16 protein-coding genes are annotated in these 25,688 nt (G+C 45.6%); 7 read left to right on the top strand and 9 right to left on the bottom strand.

Annotated features, from left to right (window positions below):
- Positions 1-84 precede the first annotated feature (84 nt).
- Positions 85-2,346, top strand: a complete 2,262-nt coding sequence (gene bglX / locus ACFPIK_RS09830) for a beta-glucosidase BglX (RefSeq protein WP_377914717.1) — start codon at positions 85-87, stop codon at positions 2,344-2,346.
- A 229-nt stretch (positions 2,347-2,575) separates the two neighbouring features.
- Here the strand turns inward: bglX and ACFPIK_RS09825 are convergent, their stop codons facing one another.
- The gene (locus ACFPIK_RS09825) at positions 2,576-3,943 is read right to left on the bottom strand and encodes a sulfatase family protein (protein ID WP_377914715.1); all 1,368 of its coding nucleotides are present in this window, start codon (positions 3,941-3,943) and stop codon (positions 2,576-2,578) included.
- A gap of 114 nt (positions 3,944-4,057) precedes the next feature.
- Here ACFPIK_RS09825 and rbsK point away from each other — a divergent pair, with 114 nt between their 5' ends.
- Genes rbsK through ACFPIK_RS09805 form a run of 4 tightly spaced genes read left to right on the top strand, consistent with a single transcriptional unit; the run spans position 4,058 to position 8,105 of the window.
- Entirely contained in the window at positions 4,058-5,029 is a 972-nt protein-coding gene (gene rbsK, locus ACFPIK_RS09820; protein ID WP_377914713.1) for a ribokinase, read from the top strand.
- A gap of 19 nt (positions 5,030-5,048) precedes the next feature.
- Positions 5,049-6,422, top strand: a complete 1,374-nt coding sequence (locus ACFPIK_RS09815) for an ADP-ribosylglycohydrolase family protein (RefSeq protein WP_377914711.1) — start codon at positions 5,049-5,051, stop codon at positions 6,420-6,422.
- A 32-nt stretch (positions 6,423-6,454) separates the two neighbouring features.
- Positions 6,455-7,648: an MFS transporter gene (locus tag ACFPIK_RS09810; protein ID WP_377914709.1), complete on the top strand. Its 1,194-nt coding sequence runs from the start codon at positions 6,455-6,457 to the stop codon at positions 7,646-7,648.
- A gap of 16 nt (positions 7,649-7,664) precedes the next feature.
- Positions 7,665-8,105, top strand: coding sequence for a nuclear transport factor 2 family protein (locus ACFPIK_RS09805; protein ID WP_377914707.1), 441 nt, complete (start codon positions 7,665-7,667; stop codon positions 8,103-8,105).
- 190 nt (positions 8,106-8,295) lie between these two features.
- On the opposite strand, the gene ACFPIK_RS09800 is transcribed toward ACFPIK_RS09805, so the two are convergent.
- Positions 8,296-13,404 (bottom strand): adenylate/guanylate cyclase domain-containing protein, encoded by a 5,109-nt coding sequence (locus ACFPIK_RS09800; protein ID WP_377914705.1) that lies wholly within the window; start codon positions 13,402-13,404, stop codon positions 8,296-8,298.
- Positions 13,405-13,410: 6 nt separating this feature from the next.
- Positions 13,411-14,829 carry a hypothetical protein gene (locus ACFPIK_RS09795; protein ID WP_377914703.1) on the bottom strand — a complete coding sequence of 473 codons (1,419 nt, stop codon included), beginning with the start codon at positions 14,827-14,829 and terminating at the stop codon, positions 13,411-13,413.
- Between the two features lie 398 nt (positions 14,830-15,227).
- Here ACFPIK_RS09795 and ACFPIK_RS09790 point away from each other — a divergent pair, with 398 nt between their 5' ends.
- A complete protein-coding gene (locus ACFPIK_RS09790; protein ID WP_377914701.1) occupies positions 15,228-17,396 on the top strand; it encodes a lipoxygenase family protein in 2,169 nt (722 codons plus the stop codon).
- A 92-nt stretch (positions 17,397-17,488) separates the two neighbouring features.
- On the opposite strand, the gene ACFPIK_RS09785 is transcribed toward ACFPIK_RS09790, so the two are convergent.
- The 4 genes from ACFPIK_RS09785 to ACFPIK_RS09770 all read right to left on the bottom strand — a co-directional run bounded on the left by ACFPIK_RS09785 (position 17,489) and on the right by ACFPIK_RS09770 (position 21,389).
- Positions 17,489-18,340: a sugar phosphate isomerase/epimerase family protein gene (locus ACFPIK_RS09785; RefSeq protein ID WP_377914699.1), complete on the bottom strand. Its 852-nt coding sequence runs from the start codon at positions 18,338-18,340 to the stop codon at positions 17,489-17,491.
- Positions 18,341-18,426: 86 nt separating this feature from the next.
- Positions 18,427-19,449, bottom strand: coding sequence for a ThuA domain-containing protein (locus tag ACFPIK_RS09780; RefSeq protein ID WP_377914697.1), 1,023 nt, complete (start codon positions 19,447-19,449; stop codon positions 18,427-18,429).
- Between the two features lie 34 nt (positions 19,450-19,483).
- Positions 19,484-20,356, bottom strand: coding sequence for a DUF808 domain-containing protein (locus tag ACFPIK_RS09775; protein WP_377914695.1), 873 nt, complete (start codon positions 20,354-20,356; stop codon positions 19,484-19,486).
- 148 nt (positions 20,357-20,504) lie between these two features.
- Complete coding sequence (locus tag ACFPIK_RS09770) at positions 20,505-21,389, bottom strand: phytanoyl-CoA dioxygenase family protein (RefSeq protein ID WP_377914693.1); 885 nt, start codon at positions 21,387-21,389, stop codon at positions 20,505-20,507.
- Positions 21,390-21,603: 214 nt separating this feature from the next.
- On the opposite strand from ACFPIK_RS09770, the gene ACFPIK_RS09765 reads away from it, so the two are divergent.
- Entirely contained in the window at positions 21,604-23,028 is a 1,425-nt protein-coding gene (locus tag ACFPIK_RS09765; protein ID WP_377914691.1) for a Gfo/Idh/MocA family oxidoreductase, read from the top strand.
- A gap of 207 nt (positions 23,029-23,235) precedes the next feature.
- Here the strand turns inward: ACFPIK_RS09765 and ACFPIK_RS09760 are convergent, their stop codons facing one another.
- Positions 23,236-24,468, bottom strand: a complete 1,233-nt coding sequence (locus tag ACFPIK_RS09760; protein WP_377914689.1) for a M48 family metallopeptidase — start codon at positions 24,466-24,468, stop codon at positions 23,236-23,238.
- Positions 24,469-24,476: 8 nt separating this feature from the next.
- Positions 24,477-25,526 (bottom strand): PorP/SprF family type IX secretion system membrane protein, encoded by a 1,050-nt coding sequence (locus tag ACFPIK_RS09755; protein WP_377914687.1) that lies wholly within the window; start codon positions 25,524-25,526, stop codon positions 24,477-24,479.
- Between the last annotated feature and the right edge of the window lie 162 nt (positions 25,527-25,688).

Raw genomic sequence — 25,688 nt, 5'->3', positions numbered from 1 at the left:
ACTTAGCTAAGGAATGCCTACAAAAAGCTCCTTCGGAGAAAGTATCTTGCTTTACTTTCTTGGTAATCCTAAACTTCTGACCTTATGCGACACGGCATCCTTTTCCTGTTTCTCTTACTTTCGCCCGGACTTGCCCGAGCCTTCCAACCCACACAGGTGGATAAAAAAGTAGATTCACTGCTTTCCTTGATGACTTTAGAGGAAAAAGTCGGGCAGATGAATCAGTACAACGGCTTTTGGGAAGTGACAGGACCGGCACCGAAAGACGGAGATGCCGCCAAAAAATACAACCACCTTCGAAAAGGTCTCGTGGGGTCCATGCTCAATGTGACCGGAACAGAAAATGTTCGAGCCGTGCAAAAAATCGCAGTCGAGGAAACCCGACTGGGCATACCACTTCTGATCGGCTACGATGTGATTCACGGATTCAAAACGCTTAGTCCAGTACCTCTGGCGGAAGCGGCAAGTTGGGACTTGGAAGCTATTCGCAAGTCGGCGGAAGTGGCCGCCTTGGAAGCCAGTGCCGCTGGGATCAACTGGACCTTTGCACCGATGGTGGATATCTCCCGCGATGCACGTTGGGGCCGAGTCATGGAAGGTGCCGGTGAAGACCCTTACCTCGGAAGTCAGATCGCCTTCGCTCGGGTTAAGGGATTCCAAGGTTCGGATTTGACCTTGCCCCACACCATTTTGGCTACAGCCAAGCACTTTGCCGGCTATGGATTTTCGGAGTCAGGCCGGGATTACAACACCGTGGATGTAGGTACCACCACCCTTTACAATGATATTTTACCGCCTTTTCAAGCTGCACTCGAGGCAGATGTGAAGACCTTCATGAATTCATTTAATATCCTAAATGGCATTCCTGCTACCGGAAACTCTTTTTTGCAGCGCGAAATCCTCAAAGGAAAGTGGGACTTTGACGGACTGATGGTCTCTGATTGGGGATCGATCGGAGAGATGGTAGCACATGGATTTGCAGCTGATGGCAAGCACGCCGCCCAACTCGCCCTCAATGCCGGTTCGGACATGGATATGGAGTCTGCCCTCTATGTGGAGCACTTGGTAGCCTTGGTCAAAGAAGGAAAAGTCAAAGAAAGTGACGTGAACGATGCCGTGCGTCGAATTCTGAAACTCAAGTTTGTGCTCGGATTGTTTGAGGATCCTTACCGCTATTGCGATCCAACCCGTGAGGCAGAAATCACCGGCAGCAAAGCCATTCGTGAAGCTGTCCTTGACATGGCACAAAAGTCCATCGTACTGCTCAAAAATGAAAACAGCCTACTTCCACTTCCGAAATCAGGCAAAAAAATCGCCTTGATCGGAAAGTTGGCCACAGACAAAGACAGCCCACTGGGCAGCTGGAGAGCCATGGTTGCACCTAACTCGGCGGTATCGGTGTTAGAAGGACTTCAAGCGCTTGGAACCCATTCCATAAAGGTTGCACAAGGTCCGGTGATCTTTGAAGGCAGCGCTAATTTTGCCACCGAAGTCAAGGTGAATGTAACTGATAAAAGCGGAATGGAAGAAGCCATTCTAGCAGCCAAAGGAGCTGAAGTGGTCGTGATGGTGTTGGGCGAACACGGTTTTCAATCCGGTGAGGCTCGTAGCCGTACAGACTTGGGACTGCCCGGATTGCAGCAGGAGCTTTTGGAAAAAGTCTATGCAGTCAATCCCAACATAGTCCTCGTCCTGATGAACGGAAGGCCACTTACCCTTGAATGGGCCGACAAGCATATTCCTGCTATCGTGGAAGCCTGGCAACTCGGCAGTGAAAGCGGAACTGCCATTGCTCGGGTGCTTTACGGCGACTACAATCCAAGTGGAAGACTGCCGATGACTTTCCCAAGAAATGTGGGACAACTGCCGCTTTACTACAACTACAAGCCTACCGGCAGACCCAATGATCCCGGTCAGAATCTGGTCTTTTGGTCACATTACATGGATTCACCCAATTCGCCATTGTATCCTTTTGGCTATGGGCTGAGCTATACCACATTCACCTATTCAAACTTGCAAATCAGCCAACCTACCTTGCAAAAAGGTGGAAGTATCGAGGTGCAAGTAGTCTTGAAAAATACCGGCAAAAGAACAGGCAAAGAGACCGTCCAACTTTACATCCAAGATCCTGTGGCCTCGATCAGCCGACCCGTACGCGAACTCAAAAGCTTCCAGCAGGTAGAATTGAAATCGGGGGAATCGAAAACCGTAACCATTACCCTTACCGAAAAAGACCTCGGATTCTTTAGCCCAGAAGGCGCTTGGGTCGTGGAACCGGGGCTCTTTAAGGTGTTTGTTGGCGGCGACTCCGGGGCTTCGATGAAAGTAGAATTTCAATATGAATAGGAGTAAAAAGTTGACTTAATCCCCAAATGAAAAAGAGAGCGAGGTTTATCACGCTCTCTTTTCTGCTTTTATTCGACCAGAATATCCGCTTTCTAAACAATAAGCTAAAAAAGAAAAGTTTGAGGTCCTTTTTCTACTGTGGACTGTGGACCTTCGTCTGTGGACGCTTGTCCGCACTGCAAAATTCAAAAAATAACTTGTTGCCAAGAGAGCGGGTAATCATTAGCCACTAAAACCTACCTTTGTCAGAAATCAGCTTGGAAGTCCTCTTTTCCAACTTTTTGCGCAGCGCAACTAACTGACTTTGATAAGCAGGATTTTTCGCAAGGTTGTTTTGCTCCAAAGAATCCAACTGCAAGTCATAGAGCTCTTCATGAGACGGATCATTGATATAGCGAAAATACTTCCAACGCTCCGTGCGAAGGGCTTCACTTGGAGGAATAATTGGCGTTTGCCACAGGTGCTCGGTGACAAATTCCTTTCGAGCAGTCAACTTCGACGACAGAAGGGAAATTCCCTGCCATGTCTTGGGAACAGGAAGTCCGGCCAAGTCCAAAATCGTCGCCGGCACATCGATATTGAGTGCATATGCAGTGTTTCTTTTTCCACCTGCTTTTCTTGGGTCAAAAACAATGAGAGGCACCCGCAGGGAAGGTTCGTACATCAGCCATTTGCCTGCGAGTTGGCGTTCCCCAAGGAAGTAGCCATTGTCCCCCATCAGGATGATGACGGTGTTTTCAGCCAATCCTTTTTCAGCCAAAGCCTTTCGGATCTTGCCGATTTCAGTATCCACTTCTGAGATCATGCGGTAGTAGCCTTTGACACTGTGCTGGTACTTCTCCGGCGTATCAAACCGCCAATGCCAACGAGTGCGGTTTTCCCCTGTTCTCACATATTCTGGCTGGGCCAAAAATTCCGCATCTGAGGCCATGATCGGATCAGGAATGACCGTCTTTTGATACATCGTGTCGTACTCCGGCGACCAGAAATACTGAAGCGCTGCCGGGTCGTGCGCATGAGGAGCGCTGAAACTGAGCGAAAGCATAAACGGCTTTTCGCTGGGTGCATTTTGAATAAAATCTATCGCCTGCTGTGCAGTATAGCGAGTCAGGTGAACCGTATCTTTCCTGATCGTCTTGAAAAAATACCCGCGTCGATCGTCGTGTTTCCCATTTCGGTCATAGTCCTCCCCCTGATCAAATAGCTCCGAAAATCCGGGATAATTCACCCCGAATTTTCCAAAGAACCCCGTGTGATAGCCTCCTTTCCGAAGCTCCATGGGATAAGATTGATCGATAAAGGGTTGCTTGATGTTTCCCTGACCAAAGGTGTAAGCATGCGTACGTTCGTAAAGTCCCGTGAGGATACTGGCCCGACTGGCGGCACAGATCGGCGTGGTGACAAAGGCATTTTCGAAATAAGTTCCTTCGGCTGCCAAACGATCCATTTCTGGAGTTTGGATGATCGGATTACCCGCAAAACCCAGGGCATCCCATCGCTGATCGTCGGTGAGAATAAAAATGATATTGGGCTTAGTTTGGGAAAAGACCTGAGCCACTGGAAGAAGGAGAAAAAGAAGCAGGGTGACTTTTTTCATTCTTCAAGATAGTCGATAACCCAAAAGAAACGCATCCTGCCCTAGGTGATTTCATCTTCCCCATCCCGAAAAATCGATAGAATCTTTTCTAAATCCTGCCTTAGCCTTGTGAATATGGGGAAATATGCCAAGCTTGGAGAATACAACAACAGCGATTTTCTCCAAAGAAACACCTCATCACCCATGGCAAAAATTCTGGTAGTCGGGAGCTCGAATACAGATTTGGTAGTAAAAACCGGGAGATTTCCGCAGCCGGGCGAGACGGTAATGGGAGGAGATTTTTTCCTGTTTCAAGGAGGAAAAGGAGCCAATCAAGCCGTGGCCGCCGCCCGGATGGGTGGAGAAGTAGCATTTATCAGCAAGGTAGGCGCTGATCTCTTTGGCAGTCAAACCATGGAAAGCTTGGAGAGAGAAGGCATTCCTCGAACTTGGATGTCGATGGATGCTTCCACCTCCACAGGCGTGGCCATGATCACGGTGAATGCACTAGGAGAGAATCACATCGTAGTCGTGCCGGGAGCAAATGCCCTGCTAATACCTGAAGCGCTTGATGAAGCCCACGATGCCCTACTAACGACTGATGTTTGGCTTTGCCAACTGGAAATCCCTGTCGAAACAGTAGCCTATTTGGCTGAAAAGGCCAAATCCCTTCGTAAAAAACTTATTCTAAATCCCGCACCGGCAGCAGACTTGCCAGATTTGATTTATCAGGGCCTTTTCTTGATTACCCCAAATGAAACCGAAGCAAGTCTATTGTCCCGTATCTCCTGTGAACAGGAAGCAGATTACCCACGGGTTGCCCAATGGTTTTTGAATAAGGGTGTGCAACAGGTCGTGATTACCCTAGGCGAAAAAGGAGTTTTCTTCAAAAATGCTGAGCTTGAACTCCGAATTCCAGCCCCTTCTGTAGCAGCTGTCGATACCACTGCGGCAGGTGATGTATTCAACGGAACCCTTGCAGTAGCCTTGGCAGAAGGTGAACCTTGGGCAAAAGCTCTTCAAACTGCCATTCAAGCCGCTTCCCTTTCGGTCACCCGCATGGGAGCTCAGGCTTCCGCACCTTATCGAACCGAAGTATTGCCTTAAACCCCTTCATTTTCTGAAAATGACTTATACCTCAAGACCACTCCCCTGCCTTCTTTTGCTGATCGTATTTTCCTTTTCGGTTTTTTCCTGTGATCAAAAGGCCACGCCTGAGAAAAACCCAAGCTTGACCTACCAAGAATATCAACCGAAAGCGAGCGATCTGATCATCGACCGCGGACGGTATGAGGATCAGCTTCAGGGATTTTGGCTGGCTACCTGTATCGCCAACTGGACCGGGTTGGTCACCGAGATGGACAAAATCGGAGAAATCGGAGAGGTAAAGACGGGGGCTTTTTACACCCGGGAAGATTGGGGCAAAACCGACCAACCCAGCATTTGGGCAGAGGGAATCCCAAGCAACCTGTCACCGACGATTGATTTTGTGTTTGCCGACGAGGATACACTTTGGGGAGCGGACGACGACACCGACATTGAATACATGTATCAGGAACTGCTCCTGAGAAACAACACCTCAATGCTGACCGGCGAGCAAATCCGACAAGGCTGGCTACGCCACATCAAAGCAGAGGAAGAAAACTACCTCTGGGTATCCAATCAAAAAGCCTTTGACCTGATGCGTGCTGGACTGGTGCCTCCTGCCACTGGAGATCCGGCAAACAATCCAGAATACGACATGATAGACGCGCAACTGACGACTGAGATTTTTGGACTCTATGCACCTGCTCGGCCCAAAAAAGCGATCGAAATGGCCAAACTTCCTATTCAGACCACTGCCAGAATGGAAAGCCAGTGGATATCGGAGTTTTATGTAGCTATGTTTTCCCTCTCCTCAGCAGCAGATCCGGCTTTGCCGATCAAGGACCGATTAATGTGGATGGCAGAAGAGGCAAAAAGTACGCTGCTGGACTCCTCCTATGCTGCCAGGATGTATGACTTTGTCAAAGCCAAGTACGAGGAAGGAATCACCTGGGAGCAGGCCAGGGATTCCGTCTACATCCGCTACCAAGTCAATCAGCGGGACGGCTATGACCTCACCAGCCGCAACCTCTATTGCAATGGATGCTTTGCTGCCGGGATCAACTTTGCGGCGAGTTTGGTCAGCCTGTTTTACGGAGAAGGCGACCTGATCCAAACCATCAAGATCGGCGCTTTGGCAGGTTGGGACTCTGACAATCCCACCGCTACCTGGGGAGGCTTGATCGGCTTTATGATGGGTAAAAAAGAGGTGGAAAAAGCCTTTGGACGCAAGTTTTCTAACCGATTTCATATCCACCGAACCCGCATTGGCTTTGCCGGAGAAGGGATAGATACATTTGATAACATGGCCAAAAAAGGCCTGTGGATCATAGACAGAGTAGTCCAGGAAGAGCTTGGCGGAGGAGTGGATTTGGAGAAAAACAGATGGTATATCCCTGCTTCTACTCAGCAATAACGCATTACTACTCTAAGCCAAATTCTTGAAGAATGTCAACACAAGCATCTAATCATGGCAGAAAGACCTTGCTGCTAATTGTCATCTACCTTGCATTTATCAGCTTGGGTCTACCCGATTCACTTTTGGGATCAGCCTGGCCTGCGATGTACGAGGGATTGAGAGTGCCGGTGGACTATGCGGGATTGATCTCCATGATCGTAGCAGCGGGCACGGTGGTTTCAAGTCTTTTTAGCGGCAAAGTCATTTCCCGGTTTGGGGTCCCGATTGTTACCACCTTTAGCGTGCTTTTGACGGCATTAGCCTTGATGGGCTTTTCACTTTCCGGTCAGTTTATCTACCTATGCCTGTTGGCAATTCCGCTGGGACTGGGTGCAGGCAGTGTGGATTCGGCACTGAACAACTATGTAGCCTTGCATTTTGAGGCTAGGCACATGAACTGGCTGCACAGTTTTTGGGGAGTGGGTGCGGCAATTGGTCCGATCATCATGGCTGGACACTTTGCCAAAGGAAATTCCTGGTCCAGCGGATATGGAACCGTAGCTTGGATTCAATTGGGATTGGTGGTGATTTTGGTGCTTTCTCTTCCACTATGGGCAAAAAATAAAGAGTCAGAGCAAGCCGAGGAGCCTTCAAAATCCGAGGGATTTTTCTCCTTGATCGGGAGAGTGGAAGGGCTGAAACAAGCCTTACTGGTATTTTTTCTGTATTGCACCATCGAAGCAACTTTTGGTTTGTGGGGAGCGAGTTTTCTGGTTTTCGAGCGGGGTTTTGAAGTAGATCAAGCGGCAAGATTGACTTCGATCTACTACCTGGGTATTACTGTAGGACGATTTCTATCCGGTTTTCTGACGGCCCATTTCACCAACCGGCAACTAGTCTATTTGGGGCAGGGAGTGATAGGAATCGGTTTGATTTTCCTTTTTCTTCCTACCTCCTACACGCTGATTGTCGGATTCCTATTCGTAGGACTGGGTTGTGCACCGATATTCCCCAGCCTATTGCACGAGACTCCAGTCAACTTTGGAGCAAAAAACTCCCAAACCATCATGGGTATGCAGATGGCGAGTGCCTATGTGGGAATCACGCTGATGCCTTTCCTTTTTGGAAAACTCGCCTATTTCACGGGCCATGGTTTTCTTTTGGGGTTTCTGGGAATTTGTCTTGCCGCAATATTCCTGATGACCCGCTTGATGAATCAAAAAGTGTCTAAAGCACCCCATTAATTTGAAATCAATCCTCATGATGAAATCTCTTATCCTACTCTTCACATTCTTGATCCTTTCCCTAACGGCCTATTCCCAAACTTCCGAAGCACAGTTGCTTGAATTGGACAAGGGTTGGGAAAATGCCCTGCTAGCTTCCGACGTGAAATTTTTGGAAAGTTTAGTAGCCGATGAATTTATCTGGGTGCATAATCATGCAGGCCTCATCGATGGAAAAGAAGCAGTGCTTAGCCGTGCAAAAAGAATCCAATCCGGACAAGCTGATGATACCCGAAACCGAACTACCAAAAATCAGCAAGTGGTCATTTTGGGCAAGACCGGAATTGTCAGTGGATTCACCGTGGTTGATCGAGGCCCAAGCCCGACGCTCTACCACTTCATGCGAACCTATGCTTGGGTAGATGGGAAATGGAAGTTGCTAGGAAATCATACTATGGCTATTCCAGAACAGGAATAAAACTGATTTCATCTGTTTATATTTTGATTTTTTAAGGTCAGATGGAATGCCCTAGATAATCATTTCCCTCTGTGAGAAGCATTTTCTCATGGGCATTTCATGTGATTATAATTTGATTTTTAAAGGCCACATGAAATCTCGCATGGATTATAATGATTCATCTGTGTGTCGCTTAGCGTCATGCTCGATTTCATTTCCTTTTTTCCACAAAATACATGTCGACTTGTTTGTAGCTTTTGACATCAATCTGACCCCGATGAGTGCAGTGAAACACTTCCTTTACCAATTCATAGGTATCACCTGAAATATTGACTTTTCCAGGCTCTCCCGAAGACTCAATTCTGGAAGCCAGATTCACAGTACCACCCCAAATATCATAGGCAAACTTATTTTTCCCTACTACTCCAGCTACCACAGGTCCTGTGTGAATCCCTATCCTGGCCTGAAAATAAAAGTCATTGCCCTGGGAAATTCTTTGAGATTTGACCTCCTCCAGAAAGGCTACCATTTCGAGTGCAGCATCGATTATTCTTATTTCATCATGTATGCCTGGAGCTGGAACTCCACTGGCTGCCATGTAAGAATCCCCGATCGTCTTGATTTTCTCTATTCCATGTTTTTGGCTGATTTCATCAAATCTGCTAAACAAAAAGTCTAATTCCTCGACAAGTTTTTTGGGAGAAATGGATTTGGTCATCTGTGTAAATTCCTTGAAATCAGTAAACAACACCGTGACCTTAGGGAAATGTTTCGCTTCCACTGAACCTCGCTGTTTGAGTTCTTCCGCCACCTTGGAAGGCAAAATATTTTTCAGCAAACTTTCGGAAAGGTCCCTTTCCTTCATCAAATCGTAGGTTCTAGCTTTCACTTGCGATTCTAGGCTATCGTAGAGAAGGGCATTTTGGAGTGAAATAGAGAGCTGAACAGAAAGCAAGTTGAGTAACTCCACATTTTCTTCTGTAAAGGCGTTGGTAATATGCTCATTGACCAAATAGATGGTCCCGAGGATTTTGCCTTGATTGATGATCGGAGCACAAAAGACAGACTTACTTCCCAAACGGATGATGTCGTCATTTTGAACAAACTTGCCAAGTGTGGAAGCATCACTCAGCACCACGGGCTTGCCTGTACGTTCGGCATATTGGACTACTTTAAGTGAAAGTGGATGCTGATTACGGGGCAATTTGGTTAGATCGATCAATTCCGTGCTGTTCCCTTCCTGCTTAGAAAGGTCATTGGAAGCTCTAATCATCCATTCTCCTTTTTCCTTGATCAAAAACCAGCCCTTGTTTGCTCCTGCATTTTCCAGAAGAAGCTCCATCATCTTGCGCAGCAGGTCATTGAGCACAATTTCTCCTGAGATCACCTGTGAAGCTTTAAAAATGGTGGACATATTAAGGTTAGTATGCGTCAGAGAGCCAGACTTGGATGAAATAGAAGTAGAGACCTGGGCGGATGAAACCGGAAAATGCTTTTTATTCTTTAGCATCAGCTGGCTAACTTTTGCATTGGCTCCATAGGATTTATAGAGGTTGATTGCCTTGCCCAAGTAAAACTTATGGGCTTCTTCTCTTCCCAATTGGTCAAGAAAATAGGCAAACTGCTCACAGGCCAAAGCACCTTCTAGAATAAGTCCGTTCACTTTGGCTTCATGAATGGATTGCTCGTAATGATCCCTTGCCTTGGTAATATTGAGCTTTCGACGGTAGTTTTCAGCCAGTACCAAATGATACTTGTTGTTGTAGGAGAAAGGTGCTGTGCGCTTGTACCAGTTGATTTTTCGAAGACAAAGTTCAAGTTCGGCTTCTGCCTTGATGCGTTTTACTCCTTCCAGTTTTGGCAGGTATGCGATCAAAATCAACGCTCTGTAAAAGTAAAATGCACCGATATGAAATAGGCTGATGCCCGCATCTTTGTATTCCATAGCCCTTTGAGAAATGAATGCGGCCCGTTCGATTCTACCAAACAGGTAATACATCATCATCTGATACACCGAGGACTTGAAAATGCCATTCAGGGCGTTCGTCTTCTTTTGATAGTCAAAGGTTTTGGCATAGTCGTAATATTTTCCTTTGATTATTCCCGAGGTATAAGCCGAATCCTGCAAATGATCCATCATTTGCCGGATCGAAGACACATCGAGTGATGTGTTTTTTTGATTGATCACATGCTGCAGTGCATGGTCATAGGTCTCCACTTCGTCAAAAAACTGAGGAAGAGGTGTGCCCGAAAACAGCTGCATAAAGCAATAAACTTCAGCCCCATAAGCCGCAAAGACATAATCACCTACCTCGACCCCACGGATATAGATATCACGCGTGGTCTCTTGGGAATCGACCAGAGGCATGGTCCAGTGTCTGACAAAGACATTGGTAATCAGATGGGATTTAGGGAATTCTTCACGGGCATCATATTTCTCCACAATATCTCTTGCCAGCTGGGCAAATTTGGCACCCAGACGCATTTCACCGGTCAGTCCGCAAAGCACTAGTCCATATCCCCCATAGCCACTGGAAGAGGCGGGTGTATTGCCATACTTGACTGAAAGCTTGACCTGCTCAAAAATCAGAATAGGATTCATATTTGGCAGTCCCACATAGGTAGGACCATTCAGGTAGGTAAGCATCCGAATAGCCGCCAGCTTGACCGGATCTGTCATCAGCGGTTTGTGATAGAGCGATTCGATGGTCTCATTTCTTAATGCCCATCTGGCCGAAAGGAAATTTCGGATGATGGTCGCTTTGGTTGGGTTTTTTGGAAGAACGACACCAAGTTTTTCCAAAAACTCCAGTCCGGAATAGATACTGTCCAACAGTCTATTTTGGGCATGATATGCCAAAACCCTGATTTTATAGGCGGTCTCGGCTTCTAAACTGGTATGGACATGCTTTAAAATAGCATCAATATGACGGTGAGCTTCTTCAAAATCAGTTTTCAAAAAAGCATTTTCTGCCATCTCATTGTAGAGGGCCAGGGTTGTGTCATAGTGAGTTTGCCAAGAATCTTCAGGAAGCAGAAAAAGGCCCGTTTTAGCATACTTTAGCCCAATATCGTAAGCAGCAGAATTGCGAGCCAGCTCTGATGCTTTGAGGTTTAGCCGAACCAATTCAGCTCTTTCCGACAGATCAATCATGCTTTGGATACCATTGTTCAAGTGATCCACCAGATCAAATCGCCACTCATTTTTGTCTTCCAAAAGATTCGCTTGAGAAAGCTTTCTTCCAATCAACAGATGAATATCACTCTTGTCTTTTTCGGATAGGCTTGAATAGGCAGCCTGCTGAATCCTATCGTGAGCGAAGAGGTAATTGTTTTTTTCTTTGAAACCGGAATTACGAAGGATTAAGCCATTGATAAGAACCTCGTCCATTCCTTTGTCGAAGTGTTCCAAAGAAAGAGGAACCAGTTGCTCGAGAAGTGATTTATCAAAAGAATTACCAAGGCAAGAAGCATAGGAAATTACTGTGGAAGCTTCTTTACTAAGCTTGGAAAGCTTAGATGTCATGTATTCGACCACATTTTGGGATGACTCCGCCTGAATGATCCGCTGGATATCCCATTTCCAATGCCTGGTTTTGGGATTGATGACAATCGCTCCTTCCTCATACATTCCCTTGAGAAATTGTAAGGTGAAGAAGGCATTCCCATTGGTTTTTTGATAGATAATGGAAGCTAATTCAGAGATCCCCGGACTTTCTAATCCAAATGTGTCCAAGCAAATCTCCCGAACAGAAGCCAACGTCAAATCTCCCAAGACGATCTGAATAGGATCAAGTCCCACAGAACTCAAAGCCCTGAGCATGATTCTCAGCGGATGTGCCTCATGGACCTCATTGTCTCGGTAGGTACCTACTATGAGCACCTCGTCATTGGAAGCATCCTGTAGCAAATTTTGAAGGATGGTGATCGATCCCAAATCTGCCCATTGCAAGTCATCAATCAAAAATACCGTGGGATGATCTACCGTGCCGAGGGCCCGGATAAATTTCACCATCGTGCTGTTGAATCGGTTTTGACTCTCCGTTCCACTCAAAACCGGAATATCTTCTTGCTCTCCAATCAAAAATTCCAGATTGGGAAGAATATCCGAAATCACCTTTCCTGATCTTCCGAGGGCTTTTTGAATTCGATTAGCCCAAAATTCTATTCGGTCATTTTCTTCCAGCAGGAGTTGGTCTATGTGAACCTGGAGCCCACTGATAAGTGCAGAGTAGGGTATGTTTTTTTGGAGGTGGTCAAACTTGCCTTCAATAAAATAACTCCGGTGCAAAAAGGCTATTTCTTTAAATTTCATCGCAAGAGCCGTCTTTCCAGCCCCAGAGGTACCACTGATCAGTATAAGCGGCTTGGAGGTATCGTGAATCTTCTCAAACGTTTGTTGGAGGATCCGAATTTCGCGCTCTCGGCCGTAAAGTTTGTCAGGAATCTTCAGTTCCGAACTGATGTCAAACTGCCCAAGCTGATAGGTTTTTTGGTTTATGGGAGTGACCTCCACCCCACTAATTTCCTCACTTTTAAACAAGTCAAATAGCAGACCGGAGCAGCTTTGGTAACGGTCTTCAGGATTTTTGGCCATGAGTTTGGCTACTATCCTCGAATACAAAACCGGAACGTGTGGAAACCTTTGATGAAGTAAGGGTATTTCTGCTGCAATGTGCTGATGGATCAAAGCAAGATTCTCATGCCCTGCAAATGGCAATTCTCCACAGGCTAGGTAATAGAGCGTTATTCCCAAGGAGTAAAAGTCCGTTCTGAAATCTACTTTTCTGTTAACTCGGCCAGTTTGCTCTGGAGAGATAAAATCAAGGGTCCCATCCAGCTCATTCTGAATCTCTACCTGATCGTCTTTGCCGATGAGCTGGCTTATCCCCAAATCAATCAGGGTTGCCAATCCTGTTTTTTCGTTGAAAATAATGTTGCTCGGCTTGATGTCTTTGTGAAAGACACCTGAATCGTGAAGGTCTTTTAGAGCTTCTGCAATCTGGATAGAAAGTCGAATTACAGGTCCGAAGCCAACATTAGTGAAGGTTTTTCCATGTAGATCTACCCCTTGGACAAAGGAGCGAACCAAGACTTCCTGATCACCGGCCTTATCAATTCGGATAGCTCTGACGATCTTTGAAGAATGAATCCGCTCACTGATAAGCAGTTCATTTCTGAGCCTTTGCAATTCACCTTCGGGTGCGCTGGCGACATTGGGGATTTTATAAATGACCTCACAATTAGCCTCCACATCAAAGTCTTTGAAAAAGAGGTAATTCTTATTCTCCTTGAAGGTTTGATTGGGAAGTCTAATCATAAAGCATCAAAACTGGATACTGATGGAAATATTTTTTAATTCCATATACTTTTTGACCGGCATGTGCAGGTCCACGAGCTCCAGATCCTGAAGGAAATTGGCTTGTAATTTTTGTAATTCAGGAGTGGCAAATTTGTAATCCACATCGATCAGTCTGGTCACTGTATGGTCATTGAAAAATAATTTCCATTCCAAGGCATACTTGAAAATATCGATAAACTTCGCTTGGTCTTTCGCTTTAAAAGTGTCCTTCCTTGTGGCAGGTGGTGGCACCCGCATCCGGAGAGGAAGCCTATTGATGGGAATGGTACCATAGGAGTGGTGATCGGTGGCATGCGCCACGGAGAGATCCCACATGACTTTGGCCAAACACCCTGCGAGCATGTCGCCTTCCATGATTTTTTCTCCGGAAGGAAATCCCGGCAGCCACTGAGCGATATAGTCCGCCCAGATTTTGATTTCAGGCTTTTCTTGCGCAGGAATATGCTTGACTACTTCTTTGGTAAACCTCAAAAAAGCATCATAATACTGCTTTAGGAAGATATTGTAATCCGAATTAATCGGAGTGGGTTCAATGTCCCAGACAAATTTTGGATAGGACGAATTACCTTCGATTCCCACATAGCCAGACTCTAAAAGCGTCAATAAGCCATCCTGAGGTCCACAAAATCCGGTAAATGGATATTTTTGATCGTTGTATACGGGAGAGCTCTTACTTTCTAAAACCGAATCATTCAGTGTAAGGGTAAACTGAAAGTGAGGATAAAGAATTTTGAATACGGTGTTATCTACAGGCAAAGCAGTCTTGGTGATTGCATTAATCGTATCAAAAGGAAAATGGAGGATCGGGTGTGTAGAAAGCAGGATGCGATAGGTAGCTCCCATCATCGCAAAATTTTTGGCAAGGGACCACGCATCTCCATCACCTGGCAGGACCAACAGTTGGGTTTCAAAAATGTAAATTCCGTGTAGCCTCAACCTGTTTTCATCCTTAGGCTTACTCATTAGAGCAACCGTAGAGGCTACATAAAGTCCTTTGAAAGGAATGACGTTTTTCATACAACTGAAATCCGCCACATAATACTCATCCCCTTCTGATTTATCCTTTAGTTGTTCGGCAAAGATCTTTTGCAATGGCTCATCAATCGTAGCATTTAAAAACTTGGCTAAAGGAGTGGTGTAAATCTGATCACAAAAGACCTCATCATCCAAAATTTCCCAACTAGGATTTTGCCAAGCCTTCAACATGGCTTTGGGCCAATAAAAAAGAACGTTTCGAATGTATCGAAATCCGATATTCCAAAACCAAGTCCGTTGCTCATCTTTGGGTATGTGTACTACAGCAGGCGCCTCTCCAAAAGGGTGTGAAGGACTTGGCTGAGGCCATGGGCCTTTTCGGTCGTAGAGATACTTTGGTTTATTCATATCCTAAAATGTTCTCGTTAAAACCCCATTAAAATTTGGCCCTCTTCTAAAAAGTCATGAAGAAAACCTGAATGGGCATTGCTTCTCCAAATTGCATCAAAAAGCCAATGAAAAAAAACAGTTTATTTCTTTATAGAAATATTAGATGATATTTTTTGTATTTTTTTGATATCTATTGAATTTCAAGCTAAATAGACACCTACTAAACACGGACGAACTTGACTGTCCTTTTTTTTAATCAGGAAAATTCAATTTTCAATTCAACCTCTAAACTGAATGGTTTATGCACATCCCTTATCCCCTTCTTATCTCAACTTGGTCTAGATAGCTATTCACTTTTAACCCATTATCCTCCCACCTTTTAATTTTTGATCCAAATGAATTCTTCAACCTTTCCAATGAACCACCAAGACATAAAAAAAATCATTCAGGAATGTCAGAAACAAACTAAAATTGAATATCCCTACAAGGGCAGCTTTTTTACACCCCGATTTAAAAGTATCAACCACATTGAGGTAGGGAAGTCGAGAATGATTTCAAATCCGATTACCATTTTGATCGAACTGGCTTACGTTCTTTATAAGGACCTCAGAAATCTTTTGCACAAATGGGTCGATTTTCTTTTCCCCAGAAACCAACAGCTAGTAGGCAAGGACTTTTCTTCTGAACTAAAAGGCAGAATCACCTTCGCATCCAGCGAAGGCCCCGAAGCAATCCCTATTCACCACATGAGAGTGGAGTTTTGGGCCAAAACTTGGCTGGGGCAATGGCGAAAATTAGGTTCAGCCCTGTCTGATGATCAAGGGTACTACCTATTGAAATTTGATCAAAAAGCAGCTAGATCCATTTGGAATCTTTCCCTTCGGGTAGAAGCTTATCAGACTACCCACGTGTACTTCAAGGACAAAAAAGCCCATCCCCACTACACCATTTTCCACAGGGAGATCATCCGGAAAGATGATTTAAGAGGAGGATCTTACATGCTGGAAACCATGAGACTGCACCTTTGGGAATACCGAAAAGATTACCCGGCGCCCCGTGTGGTAATTAAAGATCGAGAAAAAGATGCCCCTCAGTATTATTCACAAGCGCGGCAGGATGCTTTAGCCCAACAATTTATTCCATACGAACTCACCAAGCTCAAGCATCTGGAAATGCTGGAGCAGGGTTCTCACAAACTGACCTTGGACTATATCCAACGTGACTACCCAATCAATCTTTCCCGATGCATTGAGAAAAGGCTGCCAGGTTACACTCGCTCGGATTCCTATTTTGGAAACCGGCAGATGAACGGAATGAACAGAGCGGCATTTTGGCCTGATCCTGAAGAACAGGGAAGCTATTGGGTGAAGTACTTTGGTTCATGCCAATACGAAACCAATCAGGAATTTGCATTCCCAGATGCGGAAATTAAATTTTTGCTTGATGCGGAAGGACTCCCTCTACCCAGCCAAATCTTCCTGACAGGCCCTTTGACTTCCCATGAGAAAGATGCTTGGCAAAAAAGAAGCTTCACCCCTGCTGATGGAGAAGCTTGGAATCAGGCAAAACGGGTAGCACGGGTAAGTGGAAGTCTTTGCACGGAAATTGACGATCACTTCACAGGGACGCATTTGAATACAGAGCAATATGCCATAGCTGCCTATCGAAATTTGAGAATTAATCCCATTGCTAATCTCCTCCTTCCCCATTTGAAGGAAGTGGTCTTGATTAATCATACTGCGGATAAGCTACTACTCAAAGAATTTTTGCCCATCTCTACTGCCATGACCGAATCGGGTCTTATATCCCGAACCAAGGACCTCCTAGGTATGCAGGACTGGAAGGGGTTTGAACCGATGAAATCCATCAGCACTGCCCATGACTCTGCTGCTTCAGACGAGTTGTTTTGGAAAATCACCAAAACCTACGTAGATGAATTCATTGAAGAGCATCTGGAAGAAATAAAAAAGTACTGGTTGGAGATTTATTGCTTTTCGCAAGACTTGGTCATGCATAGCGTGCCTGTGTTTTTGTCAGATGTGAATTGGGAAAAATTATCACCAGATCTTAGAAAACATTACCTCAGCCGACTCACCTATTACCAGTTTAAATACAGCTTCAATCCTGAATTGCCAAGAACAGTCATTAACGGAGAACTGAAAGCGGTCTCCCCAATCACTAATCAAAAAAATGGACTGGACATAAGCCTGAATGACATCCAAAACCTGAAGGAAAGCTGCACCTACATGATCTTCACGGCTACCTATCTCCACACTTGGATCAACGAGCATCAATACGATGAGCTTGGCGAGCTCCTTTACAATGGAGTAGGCTTACGCTTTGGAAGTGGAAAGAATGGAATCATGGCACCGGAGTCAGACCTCGCTATTGCACCGGATCTTGAAGCTGCCACGAAAATGCTGTGGTTTGTGAATCTACTTTCCCGCACCGAGTTTGGATTTATCACACGCAACGAAGAGGGAGATGTCAATCCGGCTTTTGCCAAGCTACTGATGGACCACAAAGAGGAGTTTCTTCGACTTGGTGTGGAAGTGGAAAATATCGAGTCCCGCACCAATATTTAACCTGGAATCAGAAGATTCCACGACGCTAAAAAAAAGGAAGAAAGTCAATTCACTTTCTTCCTTTTGCATTTTGGACGTTGATAAAACTCGGCTCAAAGCCCGTACTTCTCTCCCATTTCCCGAATGAGCTTGTAGCCGTTTTCGGCCATATCCCAAGGCGCTGAAAACTCACGCCATACACCGATAGAGTTGGCAAAGGCAGGATCATTACGGGTGAAGCCTTCGATGGTCAACCAACCTTGATAGCCCACTTTTTTGAGTGTGGCAAAAGTCTCGTCCCAAGGCACATGACCCGAACCCGGAGTGCCTCGGTCATTTTCGGAGATATGAAAATATCCTAATCGGGGAGCTATTTTTTCAATCGCCAAGCCCAGCTTCTTTTCTTCCATATTGGCATGGTGCGTATCAAACATCGCCTGCACATTCGAATGATTGACTTTGGCGAGCAAGTAGTCTAACTGCTCCATGGTGTTGGCCAAGTAACACTCAAATCGGTTCAAAGCTTCGGGAGTCATCAAGACTCCAAGTTTTTGGGCATGATCTGCCACCGAGTGAAGCACCTCAGCAGACCAATTGTATTCGTCCTCAATAGGTGCCCGACTGGCAAAGGTGGCAAAGGCAGAATGGTAAGGTCCACAGAGCACTTGAGAGTTCAGGTCAGCGGCTCGGTCAAGAATCCAAAGGAGTTTTTCTTTGGCTTTTTCTCGGACTTTGGGATCGGGAGAAATCGGGTTTTCATCCGGCCCCATGACCGTCACGGTGGTAACTTCCAGTCCGATGTTTTTGCAATGATCCCCTACGGCCCGACAAGCTTTTTCATCTGTGCCTCCTATAAAAAATTCCGCACCATCATAGCCGATGGCTTTCAGTCGATCCAAAATCGGAAAAAGGTTTTCCGAAATCTCCGCTGACCAAGCCAGCACATTAAATCCTATTTTGTTCATTGGTTCTTGTTTTGTCAACGGACCACAGACGACGGTCGACAGCCGCAAATCGGTGGACTGTTGACCGTGGACTGTTGACCAAAATTTTATTTGAAATCCGCCACTTTCATCCCCTTTCGGAAGGTATCAAAGCCAAACATGGTCGGCTTGTATTCGCCTACGATCTCCACAGACAGGTCAGGCGTGATTATTTCCGCCATTCCCAAAAGGTAAAATGAGGCATTGACCATCAACCTTCTCAAATCCTCACTCTGAAATCCCATGGAAGAACCCATAGTCGAGGCAAAGGCCATCCCGGGCTTTCCGCCTTCCAACTGATAGGGCTTAGTCCAGGCAATCGGCATGACTGACTTTTCCCACATCACAGGAGCTTTGTCATGCATTCCTGCCGTGGATTGGCCATGAACAAGTACGGTGGCATTTTCAGGTAGAGACTGAATTCCGTATACATCCTCAGGCACCCAAATGTCATTCACTCCTCTCAAAATCGGATGATCATTCATTTCCTGAACACCATCTATGAGTGCTCGGCAGCCTTCTTTGGCATGGATCCCGTGGTGATTGACCCAGGTTTCTCCGAAAATCACTTTTCCAAAACCCTTTTCCCATCCGGCTTCCTTTCCATTCCAAGTCCATTTGTAGTAAGGAGAGGTCTTGTTTTTCTGATAGGCAAAAGCATGGGTGGAAGTACGAAGTCCGATGATGGGTTTTCCAGCTTTGAGGAAGTCTTCGATGTGCTTGGTTTGCTCATCGGGAAGCTCGCGAAAGCGGATCAGCATGATCATCAGATCTGCGGTCTTCAAATGCTCCAATCCGGGAATGTTGTTTTGGTGATTGGGAACCACATTGCCGGTACTTGGCTCGATCGGGAAGAGCACGGTCGTTTTGAATCCATGCTTTTCGGAGAGAAGCTTGGCCAGCATGGGCATGGATTCCTCTGAGCGGTACTCGTCATCTCCCGCTACCAGTACGATGTGCTTTCCCTTTCCGGGACCTTCTTTGCCTTCAAACTGAAGAAAGGTGGTGCCGTTTTGTGCAAAGCCTCCACAATGGACTCCAAAGAGGAGCACCAAGAAAGCGGCAATTTTGGTCGAGAAGGGAAATTTCATGAGCTGGCTATTAAATTTTGAAAAAGGGTTTGGCTTATTTTTTAGCAATGAATTTCTTAAAAATAAGAATCGGAATGAGAATCACTATCCCGACACCCAGTCCAATAAGAAAATCTTTGATGATTCCAGGCCAAGTTTCCATCAGGTGATGAAAAAAGTCGATGTTGTGAGCGAAAATTCCTCCTGCCACTAAGAGTAAAGCAATGGTGCCGACGAAGGCGATGATGCGGATCAGAACAGGCAAGGCATTGACCAAAAACTTCCCGATTTTATCTGAAATAGTATTGTCTTCAGGATTCAGCGCGATCAATTTGTAACCAAATTCATCCATTCGAACGATCAGAGCCACCAAACCATACACACCTACTGTGGCCAATATTGCAATGATAGACACGACTACAATTTGAGTGGAAAGTGGCTTTTCCACCACCGTACTCATAGCGATAATTACGATTTCTACCGAAAGGATAAAATCCGTTGTAATCGCAGATTTGACTTTCTTTTTCTCGTGAGTCAATACCTGTTCAGGCGTAATCTTTTCGTCCAAGTCGATTTTTTCATGGGCTGGAGCATGAGGAACAATCCATTCCAGGATTTTCTCGGCTCCTTCATAAGCAAGGTAAAGCCCACCCAATACCAAAATCACCGTAACTGCTACGGGTGCAAAAGCACTAAGCAAAAATGCGACGGGTAAAATGATCAGTTTGTTGACAAAAGAGCCTTTGGAAATCGCCCAAAGGACAGGCAATTCTCGATCGGGTACAAAGCCAGACGCTTTTTCAGCATTGACCGCCAAGTCATCCCCTAAAATTCCGGAGGTCTTTTTTGCGGCAATTTTGGTCATGGCAGCCACGTCATCCATGACGGTGGCAATATCATCTAATAGGGCAAATAGTCCTGAAGCCATTAAGAAGTAAGATTTACGATTTTTGATTTACGACATTTTCTTAACCCTACCTCCGTCAAATTAAGTAGCAGGTAGCTTTATTAAGCTTACGAAGCTAAAAAGAAGTTGGGCTTTTTGGCAGTGTCTAATTTTTCAATCTTCAAATTTTTCAATCTTCCAATCTACTAGGGTCAAAAATCAATGGGAAAAACTTTCCTCCCATTTTTTCTCCCTTAGGAATCACCGGCACGCCTTCCAAAAGTGGTTGGTTGGTATCGGACACGGTGCCATCGGCAAAGACATTGAGCACAAAGGCTTTTCTGGAACGAGGAGAAAAATTAGCATAGCTACCATGTACCAAGAGCGGATGGTGGAATGCTGCATGCCCAGCTTTCAAAGGAATAGCAATGGGTTTAAAATTCGCTTTTTGCTCCTCCGTCATCATGGCCATGAGTCCATCCATCTCGCCAGCCAGTGCAGGTTTCTCCAATAAACCCCAGCGATGCGAACCAGGCACGTATTGGAGACAGCCATTTTCCTCCGTAGCATCATCCAATCCACACCAGCAAGTCAGGTGCTGCATCTCGATGGTTCGGGTCCAATAGCTATAATCCTGATGCCAGGCCACATTTCCCCCATGATGGGCTGGCTTGCAAAAGAGCTGATCATGCCAAAACCGAACTGGACGATCTCCCAAAAGCTGTGAGGCAACCATTCGGAACGCGGGATTCCAGATCACATCGTGAAAAGCTTCCGCAATCCGCCAATGACCCAAAGAGTGAAAAAGGACTTTGTTGGGATCCCCGGATTCATTGCTGTGAAATTCATGGAACAAATGATGGAGCGGATGCTTGGGATCCATGACCTCATCAAGCGATTTTTTTAGGGCCTCGATTTGAGCCTCATCCAAAAGCTTAATATCAGCCAGATAGCCATTTTCATGAAAAAACTCCACCTGCTCCTTACTGATACGGTATTGGTCCCAGTCTGAAGCAGATTTGGGTTGGGAGAAAAGCTCAGAAATCGGATGATGGAAATCGGCTAGGTCGCGCATGGATTGAAGGATTGTTTTATGGAGAAAATTTAGGAAAAAATAGACTTGACAGCACTCCATTCGAATAAATCAGTCCGAAAACCTTTCCGTTGATTTTCAAGACCAAACTCCTTTTTCTAAAATATGCTAGGTAGATTGGAGCAAGTAATCAAATCTTGTGGCGTAAAAAATTGGTCAAAACAGGCATTTGATCCCCACCCAAAATTCCCCAATCATGTCAACCAATAGAAGAGACTTTCTAAAAACCGGAGCTACGGCAGCCTTAGGGCTTTCGGGCTTCACACTCATTTCCCCCTCCGTCCTTGGCAAGTCCATGGGCTATGTGGCCCCCTCAGACAAGGTCAACCTCGCCTGCATCGGCATCGGCAACCGAGGCAATGAGATCATCAAAGAACTGAACAAAACCGGCCTGTGTAACATCGTCGCGCTATGCGATGTGGACATGGGCGCCAAGCAGACCTTGGAGGTGATGAACATGTTTCCTCAGGCGAAAAAGTATCAGGACTTCCGCAAGATGTTTGATGAGATCGGCGGTGAGTTTGATGCCGTGAGCATTGCCACACCAGACTTTTCACATTTCCCTGCTACCATGATGGCTCTCTCCGAAGGCAAGCATGTCTATGTGGAAAAGCCCATGGCACGAACCTTCCAAGAGGTCGATCTCATGATGGCTGCTGCCAAAAAATACCCTAAACTGGCCACCCAAATGGGAAATCAAGGTCACTCCGAGGGAAATTACTTTCAGTTCAAAACCTGGAAAGAAGCCGGTGTAATCAAAGATGTCACCGCCATCACCGCCCACATGAACAGCCGGCGCCGTTGGCATGGCTGGGATCCAAAGATCACGAAATTCCCTACTCCTGAACCTATTCCTTCTACTCTAGACTGGGATGTATGGACCAGCCAAGCTCAGCCTCATGGCTTCCATAAGGACTTCCACAACGGGCAGTGGAGATGCTGGTATGACTTCGGCATGGGGGCCTTGGGTGACTGGGGAGCGCACATCATCGACACGGCACATGAATTTTTGGAGCTTGGCCTACCTTACGAAGTCAATCCCGTGAAGCTGAGTGGACACAATTCCTTCTTCTTCCCGATGTCTACCACCTTGGAGTTTAAGTTTCCTGAGCGTGGTGCCATGCCTCCACTGACCATCACCTGGTATGATGGCTTGGATAATATCCCTGCTGTACCGGATGGATATGGAGTATCCGAGTTGGATCCAAATATCCCACCGCCAAGCAACGGACAGATTCAACCTGCCAAACTCAATCCAGGAAAGATCATTTACAGCAAGGAACTCACCTTCAAAGGCGGTTCGCATGGCAGCACCCTATCTATCATCCCCGCTGAAAAAGCCAAAGAATGGGAATCCAAACTCCCTGAAGTACCTCAAAGCCCTTCCAATCACTTCGCTAACTTCCTAAAAGCATGTAAAGGAGAAGAAAAAACCAGATCTCCTTTTGAGATTGCAGGACCACTGAGTCAGGTATTCTGTCTTGGGGTCATGGCACAGCAGATGGGTGTGAAACTGGAGTTTGATAGAGAAACCAGACAAATCACCAACAACCCTCTTGCCAATCAAGTCTTGGCAGGCATGCCGCCAAGAAAGGGATGGGAAGAGTTTTATAGAGTTTAGAAGCTAGAGTCAAGAAGTGGCAGATAAAATATCTAGTAGCTAGACACAAGTATCAAGATTTGAGTTTGGTAGTAAGACCGCCGGGAAACATCGGCGGTCTTTCTATTTCTTGAGGTGCCTTTAGAAAAATCTGATAGCCTTTTTTAATAGAAACTTAATTAAGAAGTAGAATAACCCTACAACTTTAGCACCTTTCGACTTTGCAACCTACTTCTCCAATCGCTCCAACCTCTCCAACAACGGTGGATGTGAATAATTCACAAATACATACCAAGGGTGAGGATTGAGATTGCTGAGGGTTTTTACAGAAAGTGTCTTGAGTGCTTCAGCCAAAGGTTTACCATCAAAGGTGGTCTTGGCGTAGGCATCTGCTTCAAATTCATTTTTGCGACTGAGCCAGTTCATACCAATACCAAGTACCATGGAAATCGGGGCAAAAAGCATGGTAAACCCGATGATATTCAATTCAGCAGACCATTCAATCCCTCCAAGTGCCACACTCATTTGCTCAGAAAAGATAAACTGAGCAAGCAAAAAGAGCATCAGCCCTACTTGCAGCACCGATAGAATCATACTCCAGAGGATGTGTTTTCTTTTGTAATGCCCAATTTCATGAGCCAGCACAGCTACCAGTTCATCTGGCGGATGCTGCTCAAGTAACGTATCATACAGGACTACCTTCTTCCTTTTTCCAAATCCGGAGAAAAACGCATTGGCCTTGGAGGAGCGCTTACTTCCATCCATGACAAAGATGTTTTGAAGTGGAAAACCGACCGAATTGGCGTATAGAACGATTTTTTGCTTGAGTTCTCCGTCTTCTAGCGGAGTGAGCTTATTGAAAAGAGGTAAAATCCATGCCGTATAAAATAGGTTAATCCCTACCATAAAGATGGAGGCCACAATCCAAAACTGCCACCAAAAGTCTTTGCCCATCTGGTGAATTAGCCAAAGAAAAACCATCAATAGCGCTCCTCCTACCAGGATAGACAGCAGGTATCCTTTTACCTTATCACTGAAAAAAGTCCGAATGTTGGTTTTGTTGAAGCCATATTTTTCCTCAATGACAAAGGTGGAATAATAGTCAAAGGGTAAGCTCAGAATATCAGACCCTACGAAAACCAGCCCAAAAAACACCAGAGATTTTACTAAGGGACTTAGACCATATCCTGCCACCCATGTGTCGATGGCTCCAAACCATCCCTGTGTAATAAAAAGGAGAGTGAGTATAAAGGAAAAGGTGCCCGCTAAAAACTTAAACCTGAAATTTTCCTGTTGGTAAGCTTTGGATTCTTTGAGTTTGGCCTCATTCAAATATTCCATAAGCGTATCAGGAATGGCAGGTACTGGATTTTTGACATTCAAATAGCCCAGCGTTTTTCGCAGAAGATACCCAAAAACCAATACCCCAATGAGGAGGTATTTCAAACTTTCTGCACTCATACGCTAATTTAGAATTTAGGACAAGGGAGGATCGTATCCCGTCGAGAGGGTTTCCCTTGATAACTGTTGGGAAGGGTCCAGGATAAACTCAACTCATGAGCCCCGCCAGACTGGATGCCCAACTGGGAGACCGTGTAGTCGAAACTGTACCCGATATTTAATCCGCTTAGCAGGTTTACGCCCACCATCATCACAATGGCATCCCTGTTACTTTGATTTTCCACTGGTTTATAAGGAAGCCCTCTATACCACAATCCAAAAACAATCGGTTCTACATAAAAATAGGCGCCCAAATCCAACTGTTCAAAGGGTCCTTGTTTTTTGTAATTGACAGTTGGTGTAAAATATCTCTGCCTCCTCATGTGTGTAAAATCACTTCTCATGCTGCCTTCCCCAAGAGAAATGCGGTAACCTGCATGAAAAGAAAGTTTCATCGGCAATGGACTGATTCCGTCAATAAAGGACTGATTGGGTTGATTGACGTGGTGAGCAGAAAGCCCTGCCCACGCATTTTCAGTGAAGAACAATCCTCCCACAGACAAGGAAAGCATGCTGACAGGATCTCCCAATCCCGGTATATCACCAGGCCAGTTGATCAGATTGCCAAAAGGATCGACTGGATTGATGTTATTGGCAAAGACCAAACTCTCATAGAAACCTATTTCTCTCCTGATGTAAGAGGCCTGAAATCCAGGTCTGAAATAGACATTGTCTGCCAGTTTGAGTTCATAGGAGTAAAGAGCAGAAATGGTAGTTGACCGTAATTTGGCCGCGCCTTCCGTGTCCTGCATCACATGGACCCCTATGCCACTGTTGTAATCAGGCAGGTAAGTATCATAGTAAGCAGAAAAAGTGGTGAACTGAGCATCAATTGAAGGCCACTGATTGCGGTAGTTAAAACCCACTCTTCCAGTCAACTCCCCACCCGCCATCGCCGGATTAAGGTAAAGAGGAGCTGCGTAGTATTGACTGTACTGGGGATCCTGGGCATAGGCAGCATGATTCGTGGAAATCCACGAAAGCGCAAAAAAAACCAAAACTACCAGAGACCGTAACAAGGATTTGTTCGTTTATTTGAATTGTGAGTCAGCTTCTAAACGAATCACCTTCAAGGTTGTTTTAGGAAGCAGGTCGAAAAATATGAAAAGCAGCCCTAATTCCATAAGGTTCATTTTAATTTTTACCAGTGTCTTTTTCCTTGGTTTTTTTGGAAAGAGTGG

It is taken from the genome of Algoriphagus aquatilis (assembly GCF_042657405.1).
GTDB classification, from domain to species: domain Bacteria; phylum Bacteroidota; class Bacteroidia; order Cytophagales; family Cyclobacteriaceae; genus Algoriphagus; species Algoriphagus aquatilis.
Note: the sequence above shows the minus strand (reverse complement) of the source record. Positions and strands in the feature narration are given on the sequence as shown.

What these genes read in the sequence shown, in the direction of transcription:
- bglX (WP_377914717.1), top strand. Translation starts at nt 85, where the DNA reads ATGCGACACGGCATCCTTTTCCTGTTTCTCTTACTTTCGCCCGGACTT.
- ACFPIK_RS09825 (WP_377914715.1), bottom strand. Translation starts at nt 3,943, where the DNA reads ATGAAAAAAGTCACCCTGCTTCTTTTTCTCCTTCTTCCAGTGGCTCAG.
- rbsK (WP_377914713.1), top strand. Translation starts at nt 4,058, where the DNA reads ATGGGGAAATATGCCAAGCTTGGAGAATACAACAACAGCGATTTTCTC.
- ACFPIK_RS09815 (WP_377914711.1), top strand. Translation starts at nt 5,049, where the DNA reads ATGACTTATACCTCAAGACCACTCCCCTGCCTTCTTTTGCTGATCGTA.
- ACFPIK_RS09810 (WP_377914709.1), top strand. Translation starts at nt 6,455, where the DNA reads ATGTCAACACAAGCATCTAATCATGGCAGAAAGACCTTGCTGCTAATT.
- ACFPIK_RS09805 (WP_377914707.1), top strand. Translation starts at nt 7,665, where the DNA reads ATGATGAAATCTCTTATCCTACTCTTCACATTCTTGATCCTTTCCCTA.
- ACFPIK_RS09800 (WP_377914705.1), bottom strand. Translation starts at nt 13,404, where the DNA reads ATGATTAGACTTCCCAATCAAACCTTCAAGGAGAATAAGAATTACCTC.
- ACFPIK_RS09795 (WP_377914703.1), bottom strand. Translation starts at nt 14,829, where the DNA reads ATGAATAAACCAAAGTATCTCTACGACCGAAAAGGCCCATGGCCTCAG.
- ACFPIK_RS09790 (WP_377914701.1), top strand. Translation starts at nt 15,228, where the DNA reads ATGAACCACCAAGACATAAAAAAAATCATTCAGGAATGTCAGAAACAA.
- ACFPIK_RS09785 (WP_377914699.1), bottom strand. Translation starts at nt 18,340, where the DNA reads ATGAACAAAATAGGATTTAATGTGCTGGCTTGGTCAGCGGAGATTTCG.
- ACFPIK_RS09780 (WP_377914697.1), bottom strand. Translation starts at nt 19,449, where the DNA reads ATGAAATTTCCCTTCTCGACCAAAATTGCCGCTTTCTTGGTGCTCCTC.
- ACFPIK_RS09775 (WP_377914695.1), bottom strand. Translation starts at nt 20,356, where the DNA reads ATGGCTTCAGGACTATTTGCCCTATTAGATGATATTGCCACCGTCATG.
- ACFPIK_RS09770 (WP_377914693.1), bottom strand. Translation starts at nt 21,389, where the DNA reads ATGCGCGACCTAGCCGATTTCCATCATCCGATTTCTGAGCTTTTCTCC.
- ACFPIK_RS09765 (WP_377914691.1), top strand. Translation starts at nt 21,604, where the DNA reads ATGTCAACCAATAGAAGAGACTTTCTAAAAACCGGAGCTACGGCAGCC.
- ACFPIK_RS09760 (WP_377914689.1), bottom strand. Translation starts at nt 24,468, where the DNA reads ATGAGTGCAGAAAGTTTGAAATACCTCCTCATTGGGGTATTGGTTTTT.